This window comes from Streptomyces sp. NPDC050997, assembly GCF_040660135.1.
Classification (GTDB): Bacteria; Actinomycetota; Actinomycetes; order Streptomycetales; family Streptomycetaceae; genus Streptomyces.
This window is the reverse complement of sequence record NZ_JBFAGK010000026.1, coordinates 17,329-36,793: the sequence shown is the minus strand read 5'-3', so window position 1 is coordinate 36,793 and position 19,465 is coordinate 17,329. Positions and strand designations below refer to the sequence as shown.

General features: G+C 70.5%; 18 protein-coding genes. 9 read left to right on the top strand and 9 right to left on the bottom strand.

Annotated elements, in window-relative coordinates:
- Positions 1-8: 8 nt before the first annotated feature.
- The 6 genes from AB0H86_RS38145 (at position 9) to AB0H86_RS38120 (ending at position 7,120) form a co-directional block, all read left to right on the top strand.
- A complete protein-coding gene (locus tag AB0H86_RS38145; RefSeq protein ID WP_362449639.1) occupies positions 9-629 on the top strand; it encodes a toll/interleukin-1 receptor domain-containing protein in 621 nt (206 codons plus the stop codon).
- Positions 626-2,893, top strand: coding sequence for a hypothetical protein (locus tag AB0H86_RS38140; RefSeq protein WP_362449637.1), 2,268 nt, complete (start codon positions 626-628; stop codon positions 2,891-2,893). Before AB0H86_RS38145 ends, AB0H86_RS38140 begins: the two co-directional genes overlap by 4 nt.
- Positions 2,894-2,990: 97 nt before the next feature.
- Positions 2,991-3,863 carry a hypothetical protein gene (locus AB0H86_RS38135; protein ID WP_362449635.1) on the top strand — a complete coding sequence of 291 codons (873 nt, stop codon included), beginning with the start codon at positions 2,991-2,993 and terminating at the stop codon, positions 3,861-3,863.
- Positions 3,860-5,143 (top strand): OmpA family protein, encoded by a 1,284-nt coding sequence (locus tag AB0H86_RS38130; protein WP_362449633.1) that lies wholly within the window; start codon positions 3,860-3,862, stop codon positions 5,141-5,143. Before AB0H86_RS38135 ends, AB0H86_RS38130 begins: the two co-directional genes overlap by 4 nt.
- Before the next feature lie 22 nt (positions 5,144-5,165).
- Complete coding sequence (locus AB0H86_RS38125) at positions 5,166-6,704, top strand: hypothetical protein (protein WP_362449631.1); 1,539 nt, start codon at positions 5,166-5,168, stop codon at positions 6,702-6,704.
- Positions 6,701-7,120: a hypothetical protein gene (locus tag AB0H86_RS38120; RefSeq protein WP_362449630.1), complete on the top strand. Its 420-nt coding sequence runs from the start codon at positions 6,701-6,703 to the stop codon at positions 7,118-7,120. The genes AB0H86_RS38125 and AB0H86_RS38120 overlap by 4 nt, the downstream gene beginning before the upstream one ends.
- A gap of 27 nt (positions 7,121-7,147) precedes the next feature.
- On the opposite strand, the gene AB0H86_RS38115 is transcribed toward AB0H86_RS38120, so the two are convergent.
- Positions 7,148-7,618 (bottom strand): HIT domain-containing protein, encoded by a 471-nt coding sequence (locus AB0H86_RS38115; RefSeq protein WP_362449628.1) that lies wholly within the window; start codon positions 7,616-7,618, stop codon positions 7,148-7,150.
- Positions 7,619-7,866: 248 nt separating this feature from the next.
- Between AB0H86_RS38115 and AB0H86_RS38110 the strand changes: the two genes are divergently transcribed.
- The gene (locus tag AB0H86_RS38110; protein WP_362449626.1) at positions 7,867-8,424 is read left to right on the top strand and encodes a glycoside hydrolase family 25 protein; all 558 of its coding nucleotides are present in this window, start codon (positions 7,867-7,869) and stop codon (positions 8,422-8,424) included.
- 79 nt (positions 8,425-8,503) lie between these two features.
- Here the strand turns inward: AB0H86_RS38110 and AB0H86_RS38105 are convergent, their stop codons facing one another.
- A complete protein-coding gene (locus AB0H86_RS38105) occupies positions 8,504-8,716 on the bottom strand; it encodes an EF-hand domain-containing protein (RefSeq protein ID WP_362449624.1) in 213 nt (70 codons plus the stop codon).
- A gap of 87 nt (positions 8,717-8,803) precedes the next feature.
- Positions 8,804-9,718: a MerR family transcriptional regulator gene (locus AB0H86_RS38100; protein ID WP_362449622.1), complete on the bottom strand. Its 915-nt coding sequence runs from the start codon at positions 9,716-9,718 to the stop codon at positions 8,804-8,806.
- Between the two features lie 43 nt (positions 9,719-9,761).
- On the opposite strand from AB0H86_RS38100, the gene AB0H86_RS38095 reads away from it, so the two are divergent.
- Positions 9,762-10,406 (top strand): GNAT family N-acetyltransferase, encoded by a 645-nt coding sequence (locus AB0H86_RS38095; protein WP_362449621.1) that lies wholly within the window; start codon positions 9,762-9,764, stop codon positions 10,404-10,406.
- Positions 10,407-10,427: 21 nt separating this feature from the next.
- Here AB0H86_RS38095 and AB0H86_RS38090 read toward each other — a convergent pair whose 3' ends face one another.
- From AB0H86_RS38090 to AB0H86_RS38065, 6 genes are all read right to left on the bottom strand, one after another.
- Positions 10,428-11,609, bottom strand: a complete 1,182-nt coding sequence (locus tag AB0H86_RS38090) for a YncE family protein (RefSeq protein ID WP_362449619.1) — start codon at positions 11,607-11,609, stop codon at positions 10,428-10,430.
- The gene (locus AB0H86_RS38085; protein WP_362449617.1) at positions 11,609-12,370 is read right to left on the bottom strand and encodes a polysaccharide deacetylase family protein; all 762 of its coding nucleotides are present in this window, start codon (positions 12,368-12,370) and stop codon (positions 11,609-11,611) included. The genes AB0H86_RS38090 and AB0H86_RS38085 overlap by 1 nt, the downstream gene beginning before the upstream one ends.
- A gap of 77 nt (positions 12,371-12,447) precedes the next feature.
- Positions 12,448-12,951, bottom strand: a complete 504-nt coding sequence (locus AB0H86_RS38080; protein WP_362449615.1) for an ATP-binding protein — start codon at positions 12,949-12,951, stop codon at positions 12,448-12,450.
- A gap of 262 nt (positions 12,952-13,213) precedes the next feature.
- A complete protein-coding gene (locus AB0H86_RS38075) occupies positions 13,214-13,981 on the bottom strand; it encodes an enoyl-CoA hydratase-related protein (protein ID WP_362449614.1) in 768 nt (255 codons plus the stop codon).
- A gap of 243 nt (positions 13,982-14,224) precedes the next feature.
- The gene (locus tag AB0H86_RS38070; protein WP_362449770.1) at positions 14,225-15,403 is read right to left on the bottom strand and encodes an Ig-like domain-containing protein; all 1,179 of its coding nucleotides are present in this window, start codon (positions 15,401-15,403) and stop codon (positions 14,225-14,227) included.
- 225 nt (positions 15,404-15,628) lie between these two features.
- Complete coding sequence (locus AB0H86_RS38065) at positions 15,629-16,858, bottom strand: Ig-like domain-containing protein (protein ID WP_362449612.1); 1,230 nt, start codon at positions 16,856-16,858, stop codon at positions 15,629-15,631.
- A 152-nt stretch (positions 16,859-17,010) separates the two neighbouring features.
- On the opposite strand from AB0H86_RS38065, the gene glgX reads away from it, so the two are divergent.
- On the top strand, positions 17,011-19,266 hold the full coding sequence (glgX, locus tag AB0H86_RS38060) for a glycogen debranching protein GlgX (protein ID WP_362449610.1): 2,256 nt from the start codon (positions 17,011-17,013) through the stop codon (positions 19,264-19,266).
- The last annotated feature ends 199 nt before the right edge of the window (positions 19,267-19,465 follow it).

The following is a 19,465-nucleotide window of genomic DNA, read 5'->3' as shown; positions in this document are numbered from 1 at the left end:
GGAACAGCATGGCCCCCTCCATCTTCGTCAACTTCCGCCGAGCCGACACCGGTACCACCGGCCCGCACCTCGACACCGCACTCCAGCGGGAGTTCGGCAAGGAGGAGGTGTTCCGTGACCAGCGCTCCATCGCGAAGGGCGCGCACTTCCCCGACGAGATCATCGGGAAGCTCAGGAAGTGCGACATCCTGCTCGCGCTCATGGGCGACCGGTGGGCTTCGGTCACGGACCCGACGGGCCGCCGCTGCCTCGACAACGAGGACGACTGGGTGCGAAGGGAGATCGCCCTCGCCCTCGAGCTGGGCCTGACCGTGCTTCCCGTGCTGGTGGACCGCGCGGAGATGCCCGACAAGGACGCACTTCCCGGCGACATCCAGGTACTGACGACGCATCAGGCCGTGCACTTCCGTCCCCACCACGAGGACATCGACTTCCCGCCCCTCTTCAAGGCGATCCGCGATGCCGTTCCCGCTCTCGGCCCCGGACGGCCGAACGACACCGGTAAGGGGAACGGGAGTGGGCCGAGGGACGTCACGATCAACCGCGGCTCGGTGACGTTCGACAGGGGCACCGCCAACACCTTCAACTTCGATTCCAAGGGCGACCAGGACGACGGGGCGCGCACGTGAGCACAACAGACGAACTCCCCACGGACAGCACCCCCGAGCCCGGCACCGCCCCCGACCCGGACGGCGAGACCGCGGCCACGCCGCCCGACGGGACGCCTGGCGGCGAACCTGAGGACCGGGCGGAAGAACCCCGGGCCGAGGACCGGGAAACCCAGGACCCCCAGGACACTCGGGGCGCCCAGGGCGATACGAGCACCCCGGCGTCGTCCCGCGAGTCCTCGCCGGCCGCCCGCCCCGAACGGCGGGACGCCTTCGAGACCCTGGAGGCGTTCCACAGCTCCGTGGCCCAGCAGGGCAACGCCTACACGCTCAACGTGGGTACCTCCCAGCCCGTCGAGTACCAGCAGATGTCCCTCGACGCCGCCGAGACGTCACGGCTGCACCGTCTGTACCAGCCGGCTCCGCACACGACACGGATGGCCGACACCCTGGCCGAGCACCACCTTCTCGTGTTGGTCGGCTTGAGGGGCAGCGGGCGGGAAACCACGGGCCGTGTGCTCCTGGCCGATCAGTGCGGCGGTGACCGTGTCGGCGTCCTGCACGGTGAGGAGTCCGCCAGGCTCACCCAGGCCCTGATGGAGAAGGGCGGGCGCAGGCTGGAGCGGGGGCACGGCGTCCGGGTGAACCTGGGGACCCACAGCCCCGGCCAGAACACTCTCGACGTGCTGCGGCTGCGTGCCCGCGAACGCGGGGCGTACGTCGTGCTGATAGTCGAGGACACACGTACGGACCCTGGCGACCTGGGCCCGTACGCCGTCCACCACCGCAGGCCCGAGGACCCGGCGAAGGTGCTGGCGGCGCACCTGGGATCTGCGCTCGCCGAGCACCGTACCCACTGCGCGGATCCGGGCGGATGCAAGCGCGTCGCCGCGCAGAAGTTCATGGACCGGGTCCTGGCGGACGTCCGGCTGACCGGTACGCTCGCCGCCGCCCCCTCGGTCCACTGGATCGTCCGGTTGGCCAAGGACCTCGTCCCGCACCTGCACGGGCCCGAAGACGCGCTCGACCCACTGCTCGACACGCCCCACGGCGACCTGCGGAGCCAGGCCAGGCGCTTCCTGAGGCTGTCCGAGTCGGGGGCGGAGCCGGCCGCGCCGCCCTCCGCGGCGACCGATCCCTACCACCGGGCACTGCGCATCACCTATGTCCTGGGGCACGACCTGCCGCTGTCGGACGTCATCCGGACGGGCACGCTGCTGGGCACCGAGGTGCTGCGCGCCGAGAACCGGGACACGGCACCCGCCCGTCCCGTCTTCGAGGCGGATCTCGACCAGTTGGTCCCGCCGGGCAAAGGCATCGCCGCCGAACCGGGGGCCGGAGTCACCGACAACCCGCGCCGCGCCCGGCTCGCGGACCCGGAGGTGATGCCGGCCGTCGTGGAGGTCATCTGGCACGACCTTCCCTGGCTGCGCGAACCGCTGGTGCAGTGGTTGCGGAAGCTGGCCTCCGACCGTCTGGAACGGGTCCGGGCCCGGTCCGCGGTGATCGCGGGCCACCTCCTCCGCCACGACTTCGACAGCGTCTACCGGCACCTGGTGAAGTTCTGGGCGCTCGGCAACTCGGTCGCCGACCGGCGATGCGCCGCCCTGGCCATGGCGGTGGCGGTGGCGGCCGACGACCCCTGGCTGACGGAACGTGTCGCCAAGCAGCTCACCGACTGGGCCGGCAGCCCCAACCCGCAGTTCCAGGACAGTGCCGCACGGACCTACGGCACGCCGGTCGGAACCCGTGACGTGCCGGGCACCCTGCACGCCCTCCAGGCGCTGGGCGGCAGGCCGGCGCTGGCCCCCTACGCCTCCGTCGCCTACTCGACCGCCGCGCTGTTCCTGACCACCGGCGGGGCCGGACCGGTCGCCGAGGCGCTCGGCCGGTGGATCCGCTCGGACAACGACAACCTGCCCCGGCACGCGGTCCGTTCCCTGCTGGTCCTCGGCCCCTTCGCCGTCGGACCGGAGTTGCCGTCCCGGCCGACGCTCGCACAGCAGGCGATCGCCGACCCCGGGCGTGAGGAGACGCTCCTGATGCTGTGGCAGCGCGCGCTGATCGACCCGGCCCATTCCGGTCAGGCGTGGCAGCTGCTGCGGCAGTGGCTGCTGGCGGCCGACGAGGACGACGAACTGGCCGAGTTCCTGGAGAAGTTCGTGCCGCGGGTCTTCGGCCCCCGGCTGCGCACGCGAGCCGGCTTCCACCTCCGCCGGTGGGCACGGCAGCACCCGGAAGCCAGAACCCTGCACCGGCTGCTGCGCACGCTCGGCGAACCGTGAGAGCCGCGTACCGCCCACACATCGACACCTGTCACTCCCCCAGCCAGTCCCAGGAGGACCAGCCATGGCACGACGGCCCAAGGGCTTATTCGCCACGATGCGCGAAGCGGTACGCGCGTGGTGGCGCTCGAAGCGCGACGACCACGCACCCGACGAGGAGACCGAGTCCACGGCCTGGGACGGGGACGACTCCGCGTCGGCCCCGCGCAAGGACGTGTTCGTGCAGTCCCTCCCCGAGAAGACCCCGCTCTCCATGGCGGCCCACGGCGACGTCTTCTCCTTCGAGGTCTTCCCGACCTTTCAGTGGAGCAGCGGCGCGATGTCGCGGGACACGCTGAAGAAACGTGTCCAGCAGCACGAGGGGACCGCTCGCGAGGAGCTGCTCCGGGTCGCCTGGTCGGCGGCCCGCGCGTGCGACCCGGCCGACCCGGTCACCGCCGAGACCGCCGTCAACGCGAGGCTCGCGACGGACGGCAACTGGTGCTTCGACGACATCGAGGGCCGCATCCGCTGCATTCCCTCGGTGCGGGTCCGGGTGGATCCGGCCCTGCGTGAGCACGTACTGCCGCACCACCTGGACGAGCTGACGCTCAGGGAGACGGAGCGGCTGGGCCTGATCAGGGCCGAGCGGGCCCGGACGCTCACCGAGGCCTGGCTGAAGATGATCAGCGAGCTGGAGCTTCTCGGCGAGCTCGACGCACACCAGAGGCGCCTGCTGGTCCCGTTCGCGGCGAGGCTCGCCGACCAGGACTTCCGCAAGGTGATGGAAGAGCTGCGCGGTCACCGTCGTACGACCGTCGAGGCCCTGGTGGCGGCGCTGGAGGGCGCGCGCGGCCTGCACCAGGAGGCCGGCCTGTTCGAGTTCGCCGACGCCTACGACAAGGCGCTCAGCGCGTTCTGCAGGGAAGCGGGGATCCGCCCGTTCTCGTGGGTCGAGGACGCGGTCGCGACCGAGGGTCCGGCCCGGTGAGCCCCGTCGCGTCGTGGCTGTGGGTCGGTGCCGGCGCCCGTGCGGTGAGCGCGCTGGCCGTTCTCACGGTGCTGGTCGGGGGGCTCGCCGGGTGTGGGGCGGACGATCCGCGGGAGGGGTGCGGCTGGATGGAGACGCAGAGCACCGCGGACGACGCCGACGGCACCGTGGTCCTCGTCGACGGCTCGAAGTCCGTGCGCGGCACGGGGTCCGGGGCCGGGGGCCTCGACTACGGCAAGGCGGTCGGCGACCTGCTCGACGTGAAGAGCGAGAACGGCCAGGTCATCTCGATCGGGACGTTCGGCGGTCCGGCCGGAGAAGTCGAGTGGACGGTGGAGAGACGGTCGGCCGACTGGCGCGAGAGCAACGACAACCCGGACAACCAGGACGACAACCGCGATGACGCGAACAGGTGCCTCAGGGCCGACATCGCGACGGCCCAGCGACAGGCACCCGCCGACGGCGGCACCGACATCCTCGCCGCGCTGGCGACGGGGGCCGGCATGTTCGACGGCGTCAAAGGCACCCGGCGGCTGCTGGTCCTGAGCGACGGGCTGTCCACCACCGGCTGCGCCGACCTGCGGTCAGCGGGCTTCGGCTCCGGGGAGGAGGTCGACGCCATCGTCTCGGTCTGCGCAGCCAAGGGCGAGTTCGGGGAACTCCCCGAACTGCCCGGGGTGGACGTCACGTTCATGGGCCTCGGCCACTCCGCCGGCGCGCAGCCCTCCGCGAACAAGGGCCGTCGCACATGGCTGGCACAGCTGTGGACGGCCCTGTGCGAACGCGCGGTCGCCGCCGACGGGTCGTGCACCAGCAGTGACACTCCCGTCAGCAAACAGACGGGATCCGCCGGGGAAGGCGCCGACGGTTCCGTCCCGGCCGACCCGGTAGTGCCGTACAGCGACGGCAGTTCACGGACGTACCCGCTGCCCGGAGCCGCCCTGTTCGGCACGGACTCCTCGCGGGTCCTCCCCTCGGCCCTGCCCCTGCTCACCACCCTCGCCGCGCGCGCCCGCACCACACCGTCGCTCGATCGCGTCGTGGTCGAGGGATACGTCGATCCGCGCGGCGGGTCCGACAACAACACGTCGCTCTCCCAGGCGCGTGCGGACGCGGTGGCCGGAGTGTTGGTCGAGCACGGAGTGCCCGAGTCCCGGGTGGAGGCGAAAGGCCTGGGCGTCTCGCCGGGCTGCCCCGCGGACAAGGCCACGGAAAGCATGTCCCGGGAGCAGCGGCTGCAGTGCGACCGCCGGGTGGACGTCAGGATCATCGGGAACTGAGATCGGACATTCCGTTATGAGAGTGAACGGCAGCAACGGTTCGGAGCGGGCGGACGGCCCGCGCGACGCGCCCATACCCTGCGCCGGGTACAAGATCCCCACCGATGTCCATATCGCGCGGCTCCAGGTCGGGCGCAAGGTCGGGCGCCCGGCCGACCCCGTGGACAGCCGGGAACGCGCCGTGCTGATGCGCGCTTTCACCAAGGCCAACACCGGTCTGGCCAAGGCGCAGGAGCCGCTTGGAGGGCTGGGCACCAAGCTCCTGGAGACCTTCCAGGCCTCACTGACGGCGATCGACGCGGTGGAGCGCCTCACGGTCGGCCGGACGGTGGACGAGGCGCGGTGTCTGGCCGGCGCCGTGCGCGCCCGGCACGCCTCGGACGGTCCGGAGAGACTTCGCCGCGGCCGACGGCCGTGGTCGTGGCTCCAGTGGTTCATGCTCGCGCTCAGCGCGCTCTTCGACTTCCCGTTCGTCGGCAAGGCCACGGCACAGGTACTGAGCGTCGGCCCGGGCGGTCTTTGGGACGACATCGTCCACGGTCTCACCTACCTGGTCGCGATCGGCGTGTCCGTCCTCCAGTTCGCCCTCGGCCATCTGCTCGGCAGGTCGCTCTTCCGGGCCCGGGTCCGCGCCGGCCGCCGTACCGAGCGTGTGCTGCGCAGCCCGTGGGCCGCCTGGCGGCACGGATGGCGGCTGGACGGGCCCCGGGTCGAGACCCGTCGGCCCGACGACCTGCCCTGGGCAGGTCTGGCCTGGCCCGTTCTGGCCAACCTCGTACTGCTCACCCTGCTCGCCGTGACGGCGTATTCCCGGGTGGAGGACAGCAATTCGTCGGCCTTCGGCGACGGCGGCGAGATCATGGCGGTCTTCCTCGTCGTCTCGCTCGGACTCGCCACCCTGGCGACCACGGTGCTCGCGCACAATCCCTACGCGGAGAGCGCCGAGGACGCGAAGGCGGGGGTCGCCGCCGTCGAGGAGCAGGTGGGCCTGCTGGTACCCCGGGCGAGGAAACTGCTCGCCACGCACAGCAACTCGTGGCACACGCTGCGCGCCGCGCTGGAGCAGGCCACGGCCGACGCGCACCGCGTGGTGGACGACGCCTGCGCCATGATCGTCGAGGAACGGGCCGAGACCGGCGTGGCCGGAACACTGGAGCTGCCGTTACGCGAGTACGCCTGGCCGTCCGACGCATCCGAAGCGTCCAACTCGTCCAACGCGGCCGACCAGACTGACACCGCCGACACGCCCGGCACGCTCGGCACGCCCGATGTACCTGACGCGTCCCACGCATCCGACCCGTCCGATTCGTCTGGCGAGGGCCGGAGCGGGCCCGCCACGCCGCGGCTGCGGCTGCGGCTGGAGACCCTGGAACACGGTTACGCACTGCTGGGCCGGTACGACCCGAGCCTGCTGGAGAACTGGCTGGAAGACACCGCCGAAGAGCTGAACACGCAGTTCGAGGTCGGCTCCGGGACGACCGAGGCCGGGACGCGGCGTGCCGAGTCCCAGGGCGACGCCGCGCAGGGTCCCTTCGCCGAAACCGGGGCGCCCGTCACATGACGGAGCGTCCCCGCCCCGACGAGCGGGAGCTCAAACACCTGGAGCTCCTGCAGAGCGTGATCAGCCGGCTCAGCAACAACTCGTTCCTGGTCAAGGGCTGGTGCATCACGCTCAACAGCGTGCTCGTCGCCGTGGCGGACCGAAGCGCCGGCTGGAGGTCGATTCCGGTGGCCGTCGCCGTAGCGGTCGGGTTCTGGCTGCTCGACGGCTACTACCTCCGTCAGGAACGGTTGTTCCGCGCCCTCTACGAGAGGGTCGTCGACCGCCGCGACGACCCACCGCCCGCCTTCACCATGGACGCCGAGCGGTACGGAGGCCCAGTCTCCTGGGCCTCCGTGCTGCTGTCCCGGCCGATGCTTTTCTGCTACGGCGTACTCGCCACCGCCGACACCCTGTTGGTCCTCTTCCTGGGCTGACTCTCCGCGCCTCCCGCACGCTCCGAATCAGCGCCCGGCCCGGCGTACCGTCCAGGGCCTGCGCTCGCGGCCCCCGCGGCCTGAGCCGCTCACCGCCCGCGGGGTCGTCCAGGGCAGGAGGATCCCGTCCCCGGTCCGGCGCGGCACCACGTGGACGTGCAGATGCCGAACCGTCTGGGTGGCGGCCGCGCCCCGCGAAGTGATGACGTTGCAGTCACCCACCTCCCCGGCGAGCTCGGCGGCATGTCGCATCGTCACCGCGGAAACGGCCGGATCGGCTGCCACGTCAGGAACATGCGTCTTGGGAAGAACAAGCACATGCCCTTGAGTCACGCCCCCTCCGTGGGGCGTGATGGCCAGTGCTTCCTCCCATTCACGTACCACCCGCGCGGGTGCGACACCTTGCACGATTCGGCAGAACGGGCAGTTGGTCCGGGAGCGCCGGTCGAAGACGGGCATGCCGTCCGTCGTGTGACGGTCCTCGACGTGCTGGGACATGTCTCCTCCATATGCCGATCGCCTCACACATACGCGTTGAGTCACCGTACGGCGATCCCCTGCGGAACCCTGCCCATCCGCACCCGGCGACCGGCTCGCCGCCACCCTGGGCATCCCTGCCCTGACCGATCGGCAAAGGCCGCAGGTCGGCGTTTTGAGGTCACGCGTGGATCTCCCGTGCCAGGGTGGGGCAGCAGTCACGTTCAACTCCTGCCCCCCACAGGCACACAGGAATACAGGGAGCCCCCATGCTGCGTGGCATAGACGTCAGCGCGTACCAGTCCTCGTCCTACGGCACGGACGGCCTCTCCTTCGCCTTCATCAAGGCGACGGAGGGCCGTTCGTACGTCAACCCGAAACTCGCCGCCCAGGCGAAGCACGGCCGTGACGCCGGACTGGTCGTCGGCTTCTACCACTTCCTCTGGCCGGGCAACCTCACGGCCCAGGCGGAGTACTTCGTCAAACACGCCCCCGACAAGGCGGGCGACATCCTCGCCGTCGACTGGGAGACGACCGGGGAGGGCACGCACGCGAGCAACGCGGAGAAGGACAGCTTCATCCGGAAGGTGAGGGCACTGAGGCCGAACAACCGGGTGATTCTTTACTGCAACCGCGACTTTTGGCTCAATGTGGACGATACGTCCTACGCCGGTGACGGCCTCTGGATCGCCGACTACGTCACGGCCGGCAAGCCCCGCATCAAGGCGAAGTGGCGCTTCCACCAGTACACCGACGATCCGCTGGACAAGGACGTGGCGAACTTCGCGAGCAAGGCCGCCCTGCGGGAGTGGGCCGGGGACGCCTGAGGCGATCCGGCCAGGACTGCCCGGCGAACGAGCGAAGGGGCGCCCGTTCCCTCGCGGACGGGCGCCCCTTCCCCTCGGTTCACTTGTTCAGGTACGACCAGAACTCGTCGAAGGAGAGGACCTTGTCGCCGTTGAGGTCGCGGCTCTTGATGATCGCCTCGGCCACCGGCTCCGTGACGTTCCAGTCGCCCTGCTGAGCCAGGGCGGTCTTGAACTCGGCAGCGGTGATCAATCCGTCGCCGTCCGTGTCGATCCGCTCGAAGTGCTTGCGTGCCTCGTCGATGTCCGCCACCGATCCGCCCCTTTTTTCTCGTGCTGCTCATGACGTGCTGGTCATGAGCGCTTTTCATGACGTGCTGCCGTACTGACGCAGGTCAGGTTAACCGGCCACCCGGGCGCGCAGTGCGGCGACCACCCAGGAGAACTCCTCGGCGTACGCCGCCTGGGGTTCGAGTCCCTTCACGACGGCCGCCAGCTCGCGGTACCGGGCGAGCTGCGTGGTCGAGGCCGCCTCCAGGCGTTCCAGTACGGCGCCCAGGTCGGCGTCGCCGAGGATCGGGCGCAGCACCTCGTCCGCCTCCGGCGCCTCGGGGGCGGTGCCCGCGCGCAGTGCCTCGCCGGCCAGGTGCACCAGACGGCTCATGAACCACAGGGAGGTACCCGGCGGGACGTCCGGCCCCCGGTCCGCCGCGTTGAACTCGACCGCCCTGCGCATGGTCGCCCGGAACCCCGGGTCCTGCATCAGCTCGGCGAGTTCCACCCACGCGTCCACCTGCTCGGGTGTGGGGTCGTCGGGCAGGTCGGCCGCCGCGAACCGCAGCCGGGTGCGGATGTCGGGGTCGGTCGTGTCGAGGCCTTCGAAGATCTCCGTCATGAAGTCCTCGACGATCCGGCTCCGCTCGGCCGCCGACAGCCGGGCCAGTCTGTTCATCAGGGTCATCTCCTCCGCGGTCGAACCGCGTCGCGCCACGGACGACAGCACCGCACGGGTCACCTTCAACGACCGGATCTGCGCGTCCAGCGCCACCACGTGCGCGGCGGCGACCCGCGCGACCGTCGTCTCACCGGCCAGCACCTCGTGTACGTCGTCCAGGCCGAGTCCCAGTTCGCGCAGGGTGCGGATCAGCTCCAGACGGGCCACGGAAGCGGCGTCGTACAGCCGGTAGCCGCCCGCCGAGCGGGTCACCGGGGGCAGGGCGCCCTCGTCGGACCAGTACCGGATGGTGCGCACCGTCAGTCCGGTGGCCCGGGCCAGTTCGCCGATGGTGAAGAGTCCGGTGCCGTTGTCGATCATGTCTGAGAGTGTGGGCCTTCCAGTGGGTGGAGACTCAAGGAGTGTGGTGGAGACTCTTCGGGACATTCTCGAGGCGGCCGCTCACGGCGTCTTCCCACCGGCGGACGGTTCCACGACCGTCGTGGCGCAGCCGTCCCACCGGGACGCCGGGGTCCTCGCGTTCACCGCGCACTCGGTGGTCTTCACGGACGAGGATCCGCGGTGGGTCCACGAGACTCTGCGGGCCGTCGACTGCGACGGGCTCGCCGCGACCATGAACGCGCGCTTCCTCACGGCCTTCATGGACCGGACCGGACGCGCGAGCGACACCATCGACGTGCTGACGGTGGGCGCCCCGCTGCCGGGTGAGCCACCGCTCACGCTGCGGGAGATCGAGGACCCCGGCCACCCCCGAGTCGTCAGCTCCCGCAGGCGGCGCGACGATGTGCGGGTGTGGGCCGCGGACGGCGGCCTGCTCGTCCTGGGACGCGGGGTCGCCGGGCGGCTGGAGGTCGCGGTCGAGGTGGACGAGAACGTACGACACCGGGGGCTTGGGCGCGCGCTGGCGCGCGCGGCACGGCAGCTCGGCGGGGGCGAGCCGGTGTGGGCCCAGGTCTCGGCGGGGAACGCCCGCAGTCTGCGGGCGTTCCAGGCGGCCGGTTACCTGCCGGTGGGCTCCGAGGCGCTGCTCATGGCCGACGTCCGCTGACTGCACGTCAACTTCCGTGTGTCAGCGGAAGATGCCCGTGTGGCCCAGCGAATAGCGGCCCGGCTGCGGGTACACCGCGAGGCCGTGCGGGCCGCTGCCGACGGGGATGCGGGCGAGCTGCGTGCCGGTGCGGGTGTCGATGGCGTACACCTCGGAGTCGTAACGCCCGGACAGCCACAGGATCTTGCCGTCGGCGGAGACACCGCCCATGTCCGGGCTGCCGCCGTCGGGCAGGCGCCACTTCTTGGTGAGTTTGTTCTGGGTGAAGTCGAAGACCGAGATGGTGCCTTCGCCGCGGTTGGACACGTACATCTCGCTTGAGTCGCGGCCGATGTAGAGGCCGTGGGTGCCCTTGCCGGTGCGCAGCAGGGTCGGCACGGTGAATCTGTCGCCGTCCAGGACCCAGATGCCGTCGGCCATCATGTCGGCGACGTAGAACCGCTTGCCGTCCGGGGAGATCTTCACGTCCTGCGGCATCGCGCCCTCGAACGGGAGCTTGCGACGGCTGACGACCTTCATCTTCTCCGTGTCGACCTTGAGCAGTTCGCCGCTGAACTCGCAGGAGACGATGAAGTACCGGCCGTCGAGGGAGAAGTCGGCGTGGTTGACGCCGTAGCAGGGGACGGGTTCGGTCTTGATCCGCTTCATGGTGTGCGGGTCGCGGAAGACGAGTTCGCGGTCGAGGGAGGCCATCACGACGGCGTATCTGCCGTTGGGCGTGAAGTAGAGGTTGTACGGGTCGTGCACCTTCACCTCCTTGCCCGCCTTGCCGGTTTTGGGGTCGATGGGGGTCAGGGAGTGGCCGCGGTTGTTGTTGACCCAGAGGGTCTTCAAGTCCCAGGAGGGCACGACGTGTTGGGGCTGACCGCCGACACGGATGGTCTCGACGACCTCGTAGGTCCTGGGGTCGATGACCGAGACGGTGTCGGACCCGGAGTTGGGGACGTAGACCCGGGACGGGAAGTCCTTCACCACCGGGGAGAGCCGGTTCGGGCGGTCCGCCGCGTAGACGTCCTGCGGATCGAGGACCGGCGGCATGCCGGGCAGGCCCTGGACGGTCTTCTTCCTCGCCGGCGCGGGGACGGCGGCACTGGTGCCGGGGTTCTCGGTGGCGCGGTCCTTGGTGTCGGCGCCGCAGGCGGCGAGCGCGCCTAGGGCGGCGCCGAGGATCAGGGCGTGTTTGAAGAGGGTGCGGTGCGTCATCAGCTGAGCAGCTCCGTGGTGGTCACCGCGCGAAGGCCGCGGCGGTCGAGTTCGTCCAGTACGGCGGGGAGCGCGGCGACCGTGTCCGGGTACCCGAAGTGCAGGCTCACCACGGATCCGTTGCGGATCTCGCCGAGGACCTGGCGGGTGACGGCTGCGGCGCCGGGCGAGGTGTGGTCGAGGGAGTCGACGTCGTAGGACAGGACGTGCGGGTAGCCCGCGCGCTTGGCCAGGCGTTCGACGAGGGGGGAGGCCCGGGTGGCGCGGGAGGGGCGGAACCAGGTGCCGATGGAGCCGGTGAGGCGGGTGAGACGGTCGGCGCAGCCGGTGATCTCGGCCTGGGCGTCGGCCTCGGACATGCCGTTGATGTCGAGGTGGTGGAGGGTGTGGTTGCCGAGGTCGTGCCCGCCGTCGAGGATGCGGCGGGCCAGTTCCGGGTGTTCGTCGAGCCAGGTGCCGACGGCCAGGACGGTGACGCGGGCGCCCGCGCGTTCGGCTTCGCCGAGGAGGGACCGGGCGATGGCGGGTTCGCCCTGGCCGTGGAAGGTGAGGGCGACCCGGGGGCGGGTGCGGGGGCCGTGGGTGATCTGGGCGGGGTGGGCGGCGGGGCGGTGCGGGGCGGGCTCGGGCGACTGGGTGGCGGGGGCCGGGTGGGCGACGGTTCCGTGGGGCGTGCAGTCGGCGGTCAGCGCGCCCGCGGCGACTAGGGCGACGCCTGTGCGGAGCGCCGTCCGGCGGTCGGTCGTGGTCACCCGCACCATTTAAGGGGGAACGTACGGAGAAACAGGCTATTGGCCCGATTGACGGCCCGTCAGACAGCCGACGGCGACTGCGACCGTCAGCGGTCCGCCACTCTCATCTCGAACCATGTCGTCTTGCCGCGCGGCAGCAGGTCCACGCCCCAGCGGTCGGACAACTTGTCGACGAGGAACAGACCCCGGCCGCTGATGTCCATCTCCTGGACCGGCATCAGACAGGGCAGGCCGCGGGAGGGGTCGCGGACCTCGACGCGGATCCAGCCACGGCGGCGCCGCATACGGAGGCCGAAGACGCGGGCGCCGGTATGGCGGACGGCGTTGCCGACCAGTTCGGAGACGAGTAAGACGGCGTCCTCGGTCATCCTGGGGGTCAGACCCCACTCACGCAGGACCACCACCTGGGCCAGTCTGCGCGCGGTGGCCGCGGACTCGGGGCGGGACGGCAGCGGAACCTCCGCGTCCGTGGGGTTGCCGAACAGTTCGAGTGCCTTGAGCGCGCGTTCGTCCTCGACCGCCGGAGACCAGCGCGCCGCGGTCGCACGGCTCTCTCCCCGCGGCTGTTCGATACCCTCCAGCCCCGCCATGCCCCCATCATGGCCGCCAGGAGCACCCTCCGGGGGTGTTCCGGGGGAATACGCCCCTCGGAATCCCTTATTCCGCAGAGGTCGATTGGCATATGCCCTTGGCATTGCGGAGCCCTGGACAGCCCCTCCGACCTGCGCCGAAGGCCCGGTCGGAGGCAATCGACAGACTCCCTCGACACAGCGGGCTCAAGAGGGCCTTAAGGCTCTCTTAAACCGCCCCATCGAGGGACCCGGGTCAGACATCGCGTCAATTGCAAGCGGTTCAGAGGAATTTCGCCTTACCGGGTCCTTCTTCCACGAAGCTGCGCATCCCGCGCTCCCGGTCCTCCGTGGCGAACAGGCCCGCGAACCAGTTCCGTTCCACCGCCAGGCCCGTCTCGATGTCCGTCTCCAGGCCCGTGTCGATCGACTCCTTGGCCGCGCGCAGCGCGAGCGCCGGTCCTTGCGCCAGCTTCGCCGCCCAGGCGTGCGCCTCGGTGTACACGTCGGCGGCGGGGACGACCCGGTCCACCAGGCCGAGCGTCAGCGCCTCGTCCGCCTTCACCATCCGGCCGGTGAAGATCAGGTCCTTCGCCTTGGACGGGCCGATCAGCCGGGACAGCCGCTGGGTGCCGCCGGCGCCCGGGATCAGGCCGAGCAGGATCTCGGGCTGGCCCAGCTTGGCGTTGTCCGCGACGATCCGGAAGTCCGCGCAGAGGGCGAGTTCGCAGCCACCGCCCAGGGCGTACCCCGTGACGGCCGCCACGACCGGCTTGGGGATGCGGGCCACGGCGGTGAACGCGTCCTGCAGGGCGCGGGAGCGCAGGACCATCGCGCTGTGGTCCATCGCCTGCATCTCCTTGATGTCCGCGCCGGCCGCGAACACCTTCTCCCCGCCGTAGACCACCACGGCACGCACTTCCGCGCGTCGTGTGGCCTCCTCGGCGAGTTCCTTGAGCCGGTCCTGGGTGGCCATGTCCAGCGCGTTCATCGGCTGGCGGTCGAGACGGATCGTGCCGACGCCTTCGGCGACTTCGAGATTCACGGTCATGGAGGCCAGGTTAACGGGGACTAACGGGGCGGGGGCCGGTGCGGTCGGTCACACTCGGCCGGGGGTCTGGGGGTTGCCCCCAGGCAGACACAGCACGGGGACTAACGGGGCGGGGGCCGGTGCGGTCGGTCACACTCGGCCGGGGGCCCAGCACGGCCACGACCCCGGTGCCGTACCTCGCACCGGGGCCGTGACGCCGTACGTCAGGCGCGTACTTCAGGCGCGTACCTCAGGCGCCGTCCCTCAAGCCGTCCACTTCTCCCACGACATGTTCCAGCCGTTGAGTCCGTTCTCCGGGGCGACCGTCGCGTCGTCGGAGTTCTTCACGACCACCACGTCCCCGATCATCGAGTGGTTGAAGAACCAGGCGGCCGGTACGCCGCCGTCGTAACCGCCCTTGACGTCGCGCAGGCCGATGCAGCCGTGGCTGGCGTTGTAGTTGCCGAAGGCGTCGCCGCCCCAGTAGTTGCCGTGGATGAAGGTGCCGGAGTCGCTCAGGCGCGCGGCGTGCGGGACGTCCTTGATGTCGTACTCGCCGCCGTAGCCGACCGTTTCGCCGTTCATCCGGGTCACGGCGAGCCTCTCGCTGATGACCATCTGGCCGTTCCAGGTGTCGTAGCCGGGCTTGCCGGTGGTGACGGGGATGGTCTTGACGACCCTGCCCTCCTGCATGACCTTCATCGTGTGCTTCTCGGCGTCGACGACGGAGACCTGGTTGCGGCCGATGGTGAAGGAGACGGTCTTGTCCTGCTTTCCGTAGACCCCGTCGCGCCCCTTGACCCCGTCGAGGTTCAGCTTCACCGTCACCTTGGTGCCGGCCTTCCAGTAGTCCTCGGGACGGAAGTCGAGGCGGTCGTTGCCGAACCAGTGGCCCGCGACCTCGACGGCCGGCTCGGTCTTGACGCTGATGGCCTTCTCGATGTCCTCGGGGCGGGTGATACCCCGGGAGAAGCGGATCGAGAACGGCATGCCCACGCCGACCTTCGAGCCGTCCTCGGGCGTGAAGTTGCCGACGAAGGTGTTCTTCGGCGTGAGAGTGGTGAAGCTGGAGTCCTCGGCGGCCGTACGGCCCTCGGAGTCCTTGGCGACCGCGTGCACGCTGTACTTGGTGCCGGAGGCCAGGTGCGCGGACGGCGTCCAGGAGGCGCCGCCGCCGGTGATCTTCCCGGACATCGCGGTGCCCTCGGCGTCCTTGACCTTGACCTCGATCAGTTTGCCCTGGGCGGCGCTGATCTTGAGGGCGCCGCTGGTGTCGACGGACTTCGTGCCGTCCTTGGGGACGATGGTGACAACCGCCCGCGACTGCTTGGTCTGTGCCCCGGCGTCCTCGCCCTTCCCCTCACCCGACCCCGAGCCGGAGTCGCCACCCCCGCCGCACGCGGTGACGGCCAGCAGCAGGACGCCGAGTATCGGCGCCAACAGCCCCCTGCCGCCTCGTCCCCGCGCGTCAACCGACGCCCCCGATATCGGTCGCACGTTCAAGTCTGCTCCCCTCGACAGGCCTGGTCAGGCCCGCGCCCCAAGTGCGCTGCACGCGCATCGGCGCATATTAACCGGAGGGTTTTGAGCATCGTGTGAGCCTAAGGTCACCGTTCAGTCCCAACATCAACGGAGAGCCGGGCTGACGTTCCCCCCTGTGGGACTACTTCACCGCGCGCTCGCCTTCCACTCCTTCCAACTCATGTTCCAGCCTCCGAGGCCGTTGTCGGGAGCGACCTGTTTGTCTTCGCTGTGGACGACCTCGATGACGTCCCCGACGAGGCTGCGGTCGAAGAACCAGCCCGCGGGTGTGTCCGGCCCGCCGCCCTTCACGTCCCTGAGGCCCACGCAGCCGTGGCTGACATTGACCTGGCCGAAGGCGTCCGGCGCCCAGTAGTTGCCGTGCAGGAAGGTGCCGGAGTCGGTCAGGCGCATGGCGTGCGGGACGTCCGGGATGTCGTACTCGCCGCCGAAGCCGACCGTGCGGCTGTTCATGCGGGTCACTTCGAGCATCTCGGTGACGACCATCCTGCCGTTGTACGTGGTCGTCTTCGGGGCGCCGGCGGTGATCGGCACGGTGGCGAGCAGTTCGCCGTCCCGCCGGACCTCCATGGTGTGCCGGGCCGCGTCCACCAGGGAGACCTGACTGCGGCCGACGGTGAAGGAGAACGTCTTGTACTGGAGGCCGTAGACCCCCGGCGCGCCCTCGACGTCCCGCAGCCGCAGGGCGACCGTGACCTGTGTGCCGGGTTCCCAGTACTGCTCGGGGCGGAAGTCGAGGCGGCCCTTGCCGAACCAGTGCGGGCGGATCTCCACGGGCGGGTTCGCGGTGACGCGGACGGCCCGTTCGACGGCGGCGCGGTGCTCGATCTGCCGGTTGAACTGCAGGGAGACGATCATTCCGGTGCCGACGGTGGAGCGGTTCTCCGGGGTGACGTATCCGATGAAGCGCTCCTCGGGAACGTTCGTGGTGAAGGTGGTGTGCCGGGCGGAGCGGCGGCCGTGGGCGTCCAGGGCGACCGCGTCGACGGTGTACCTGGCGGCGAGCGCCAGCTTCTCCTCGACCGGCTCCCAGCTGAGGCGGTCGCCGGAGAGGTGCCCGGGGACCGGGGACTCCTGTGCGTCCTGGGACTTGACGACCCGGACCGACTCCAGGCGCCCGCTGGGCACCCGTACCCGGAATCTCTCCTCGGGCCGCACGTCCCTGGCGCCGTCGTCCGGGGAGATCCGGATGACGTCCTCGGGCGCCGGGGGTTTGCCGAGATCGCCGATGTCGATGCCGCCGGTGCCGTCCGCGGTCGCGGTACAGCCGGCGGCTCCGGCAAGCAGTCCTGCCCATGTCAGTACGGCGGCCAGTGCGACCCCCACGCGCCCTGCGCGCCCAGTTACGTGCCTCACGACGACCCCAACGACCGGGCATGCTCCTGGGAAACGTGAGTGCGAGCCAAGCGTTGGGCAGAACAGTGGGGAGAACGACACGAGAGGGCGCCACGACCGGGACGCCGTACGCCCTTTTCCCTGTCGTTCCACGAGCCGTGGGAGGCTGAACGGTGTCCAGCGCAGCCGAGCAGGAGGCGGTGGCCGAAGAACGCGCCACCGAGGACGGGCGCCCCGCCGTCGTGAACGGCGCGCACCAGCGCAGGGCGCCCGGGGTCCCCGTGTGGCCGGGCGCTCCGATGCCGCTGGGCGCCCGTTTCCGGGTCGGTCCGGACGGGGTGGCGGGCACCAACTTCGCGCTGTGGGCGGGCGGGGCGGAGGCGGTCGAGCTGTGCCTCTTCGACGAGCGGGGCAAGGAGACCCGCGCCCGGCTCACCGAGCTCACCCACGAGATCTGGCACGGCTTCGTCCCCGGCGTGATGCCCGGCCGGCGCTACGGCTATCGGGTGCACGGCCGCTGGGATCCGTGGACCGGCGGCCGGTGGAACCCGGCGAAACTGCTCCTCGACCCGTACGCGCGCGCGGTGGACGGTGACTTCAGTCTGCCGCCGGAGGTGTACGGGCACGTCCGCGACTGGCCGCAGCAGCAGATCGCGGACACGGTGCGCGACGAACGGGACTCGGCGCCGTACGTCCCCAAGGGTGTGGTCGTCCACGACGACGCCGCCGAGGACGAGTGGATGGACGACCGGAGGCCGAAGACACCGTGGGCGGACTCCGTGATCTACGAGGTGCATGTGCGGGGCTTCACTCGCCTGCACCCCGGGATACCGGAGGAACTGCGCGGGACGTACGCGGGTCTGGCCCACCCGGCGGCCGTCGAGCACCTCGTCAGGCTGGGCGTGACGGCCGTCGAACTGCTCCCTGTCCAGCAGTTCGCGCACGAGGACCATCTGCTGCGGAAGGGCCTGAAGAACTACTGGGGCTACAACTCGATCGGCTACTTCGCGCCGCACGCCGCCTACGCCGCCTCCGGTACGACGGGTCAGCAGGTCGGCGAGTTCAGGCGGATGGTGCGGGCCCTGCACGCGGCCGGGATCGAGGTCATCCTCGACGTGGTCTACAACCACACGGCGGAGGCGGGCGAGCTGGGCCCGACGCTGTCCCTGAAGGGCATCGACAACCGGGGCTACTACCGGCTCCAGTCGGACGCCCGCCGCTACGCCGACTACACGGGCTGCGGCAACACCCTGCACGTCGTCCAGCCGCACGTGCTCCGGCTGATCACCGACTCCCTGCGCTACTGGGTGACGGAGATGGGCGTGGACGGCTTCCGTTTCGACCTGGCGGCGGCGCTGGCCCGCTCCATGCACGACGTCGACATGCTGTCCCCGTTCCTGGCCGTCATCGCGCAGGACCCGGTGCTGCGACGGGTGAAGCTGATCGCCGAGCCGTGGGACGTGGGGTCGGGCGGATACCAGGTCGGGGCGTTCCCTCCGCTGTGGACGGAGTGGAACGACCGCTACCGAAACGCGGTCCGGGACTTCTGGCGGGGCGCGCTGCCGGACGTACGCGATCTCGGCTACCGGCTGTCGGGGTCGAGCGACCTGTACGCCTGGGGCGGCCGGCGCCCCTACGCCTCGGTCAACTTCATCACCGCGCACGACGGTTTCACCCTGCGGGACCTCGTGTCCTACGAGCGCAAGCACAACGAGGCCAACGGCGAGGGCAACCGGGACGGCACGGACGACAACCGGTCGTGGAACTGCGGGACGGAGGGAGAGACGGACGACGAGCGGGTACGGGCGCTCAGGCGCCGCCAGTTGCGGAACCTCGTGACGACGCTCCTGCTGTCGACGGGTGTGCCGATGCTGGTCGCGGGCGACGAGCTGGGGCGCACACAGCGCGGCAACAACAACGCGTACTGCCAGGACAACGAGATCGGCTGGGTCGACTGGGGGCTGCTGGAGGATCCGGCCTGGAAGGCCCTGTTCGACCTGACCGCCCGTCTGATCGACCTGCGCCACCGCCACCCGGTCCTGCGCCGCCGCGCCTTCTTCTCCGGGCGGGCCCACTCGGCGGACGGTCTGCGGGACCTGGCCTGGTTCACCTCGCGGGGCGCCGAGATGACCGAACGGGACTGGTACGCACCGGCCGCGACCCTCGGTATGTACCTCTCCGGCCGGGACATCCCCGGCCGGGACGAGCGCGGCGCCCCGATCATCGACGACAGCTTCCTCGCCGTCCTGCACGCGGGTGACCGCCCGGCGAGCTTCGTCCTGCCGGGGCCGCCGTGGGCGGAGAGCTACGAGGTGGTCGTCGACACGTCGAGGGAGGAACAGGGCGAGGCTCCCGGGGTCGTCCATCGGGCGGGAGCGGCGATCACGGTGCCGGCGCGAGCGGTGCTGTTGTTGAGGGTGGTCGACTGAGGCGACGTTTCAGCCTCATGAACGGCGCCCGGGATCCCTGGCCATGAGGTCGGCCGGCTGATCACATGGAAGCCGCGCGCTGTGTGCTCCCCCTTTTTTCACCCTCCGCTTACCACCCTCCGCACCAAGGACTCCGCATGGCGGTCGTACGCCGTGGCCCATCGCCGCCGCCCGGTCCTTGACGCCTCCTCGAACACGC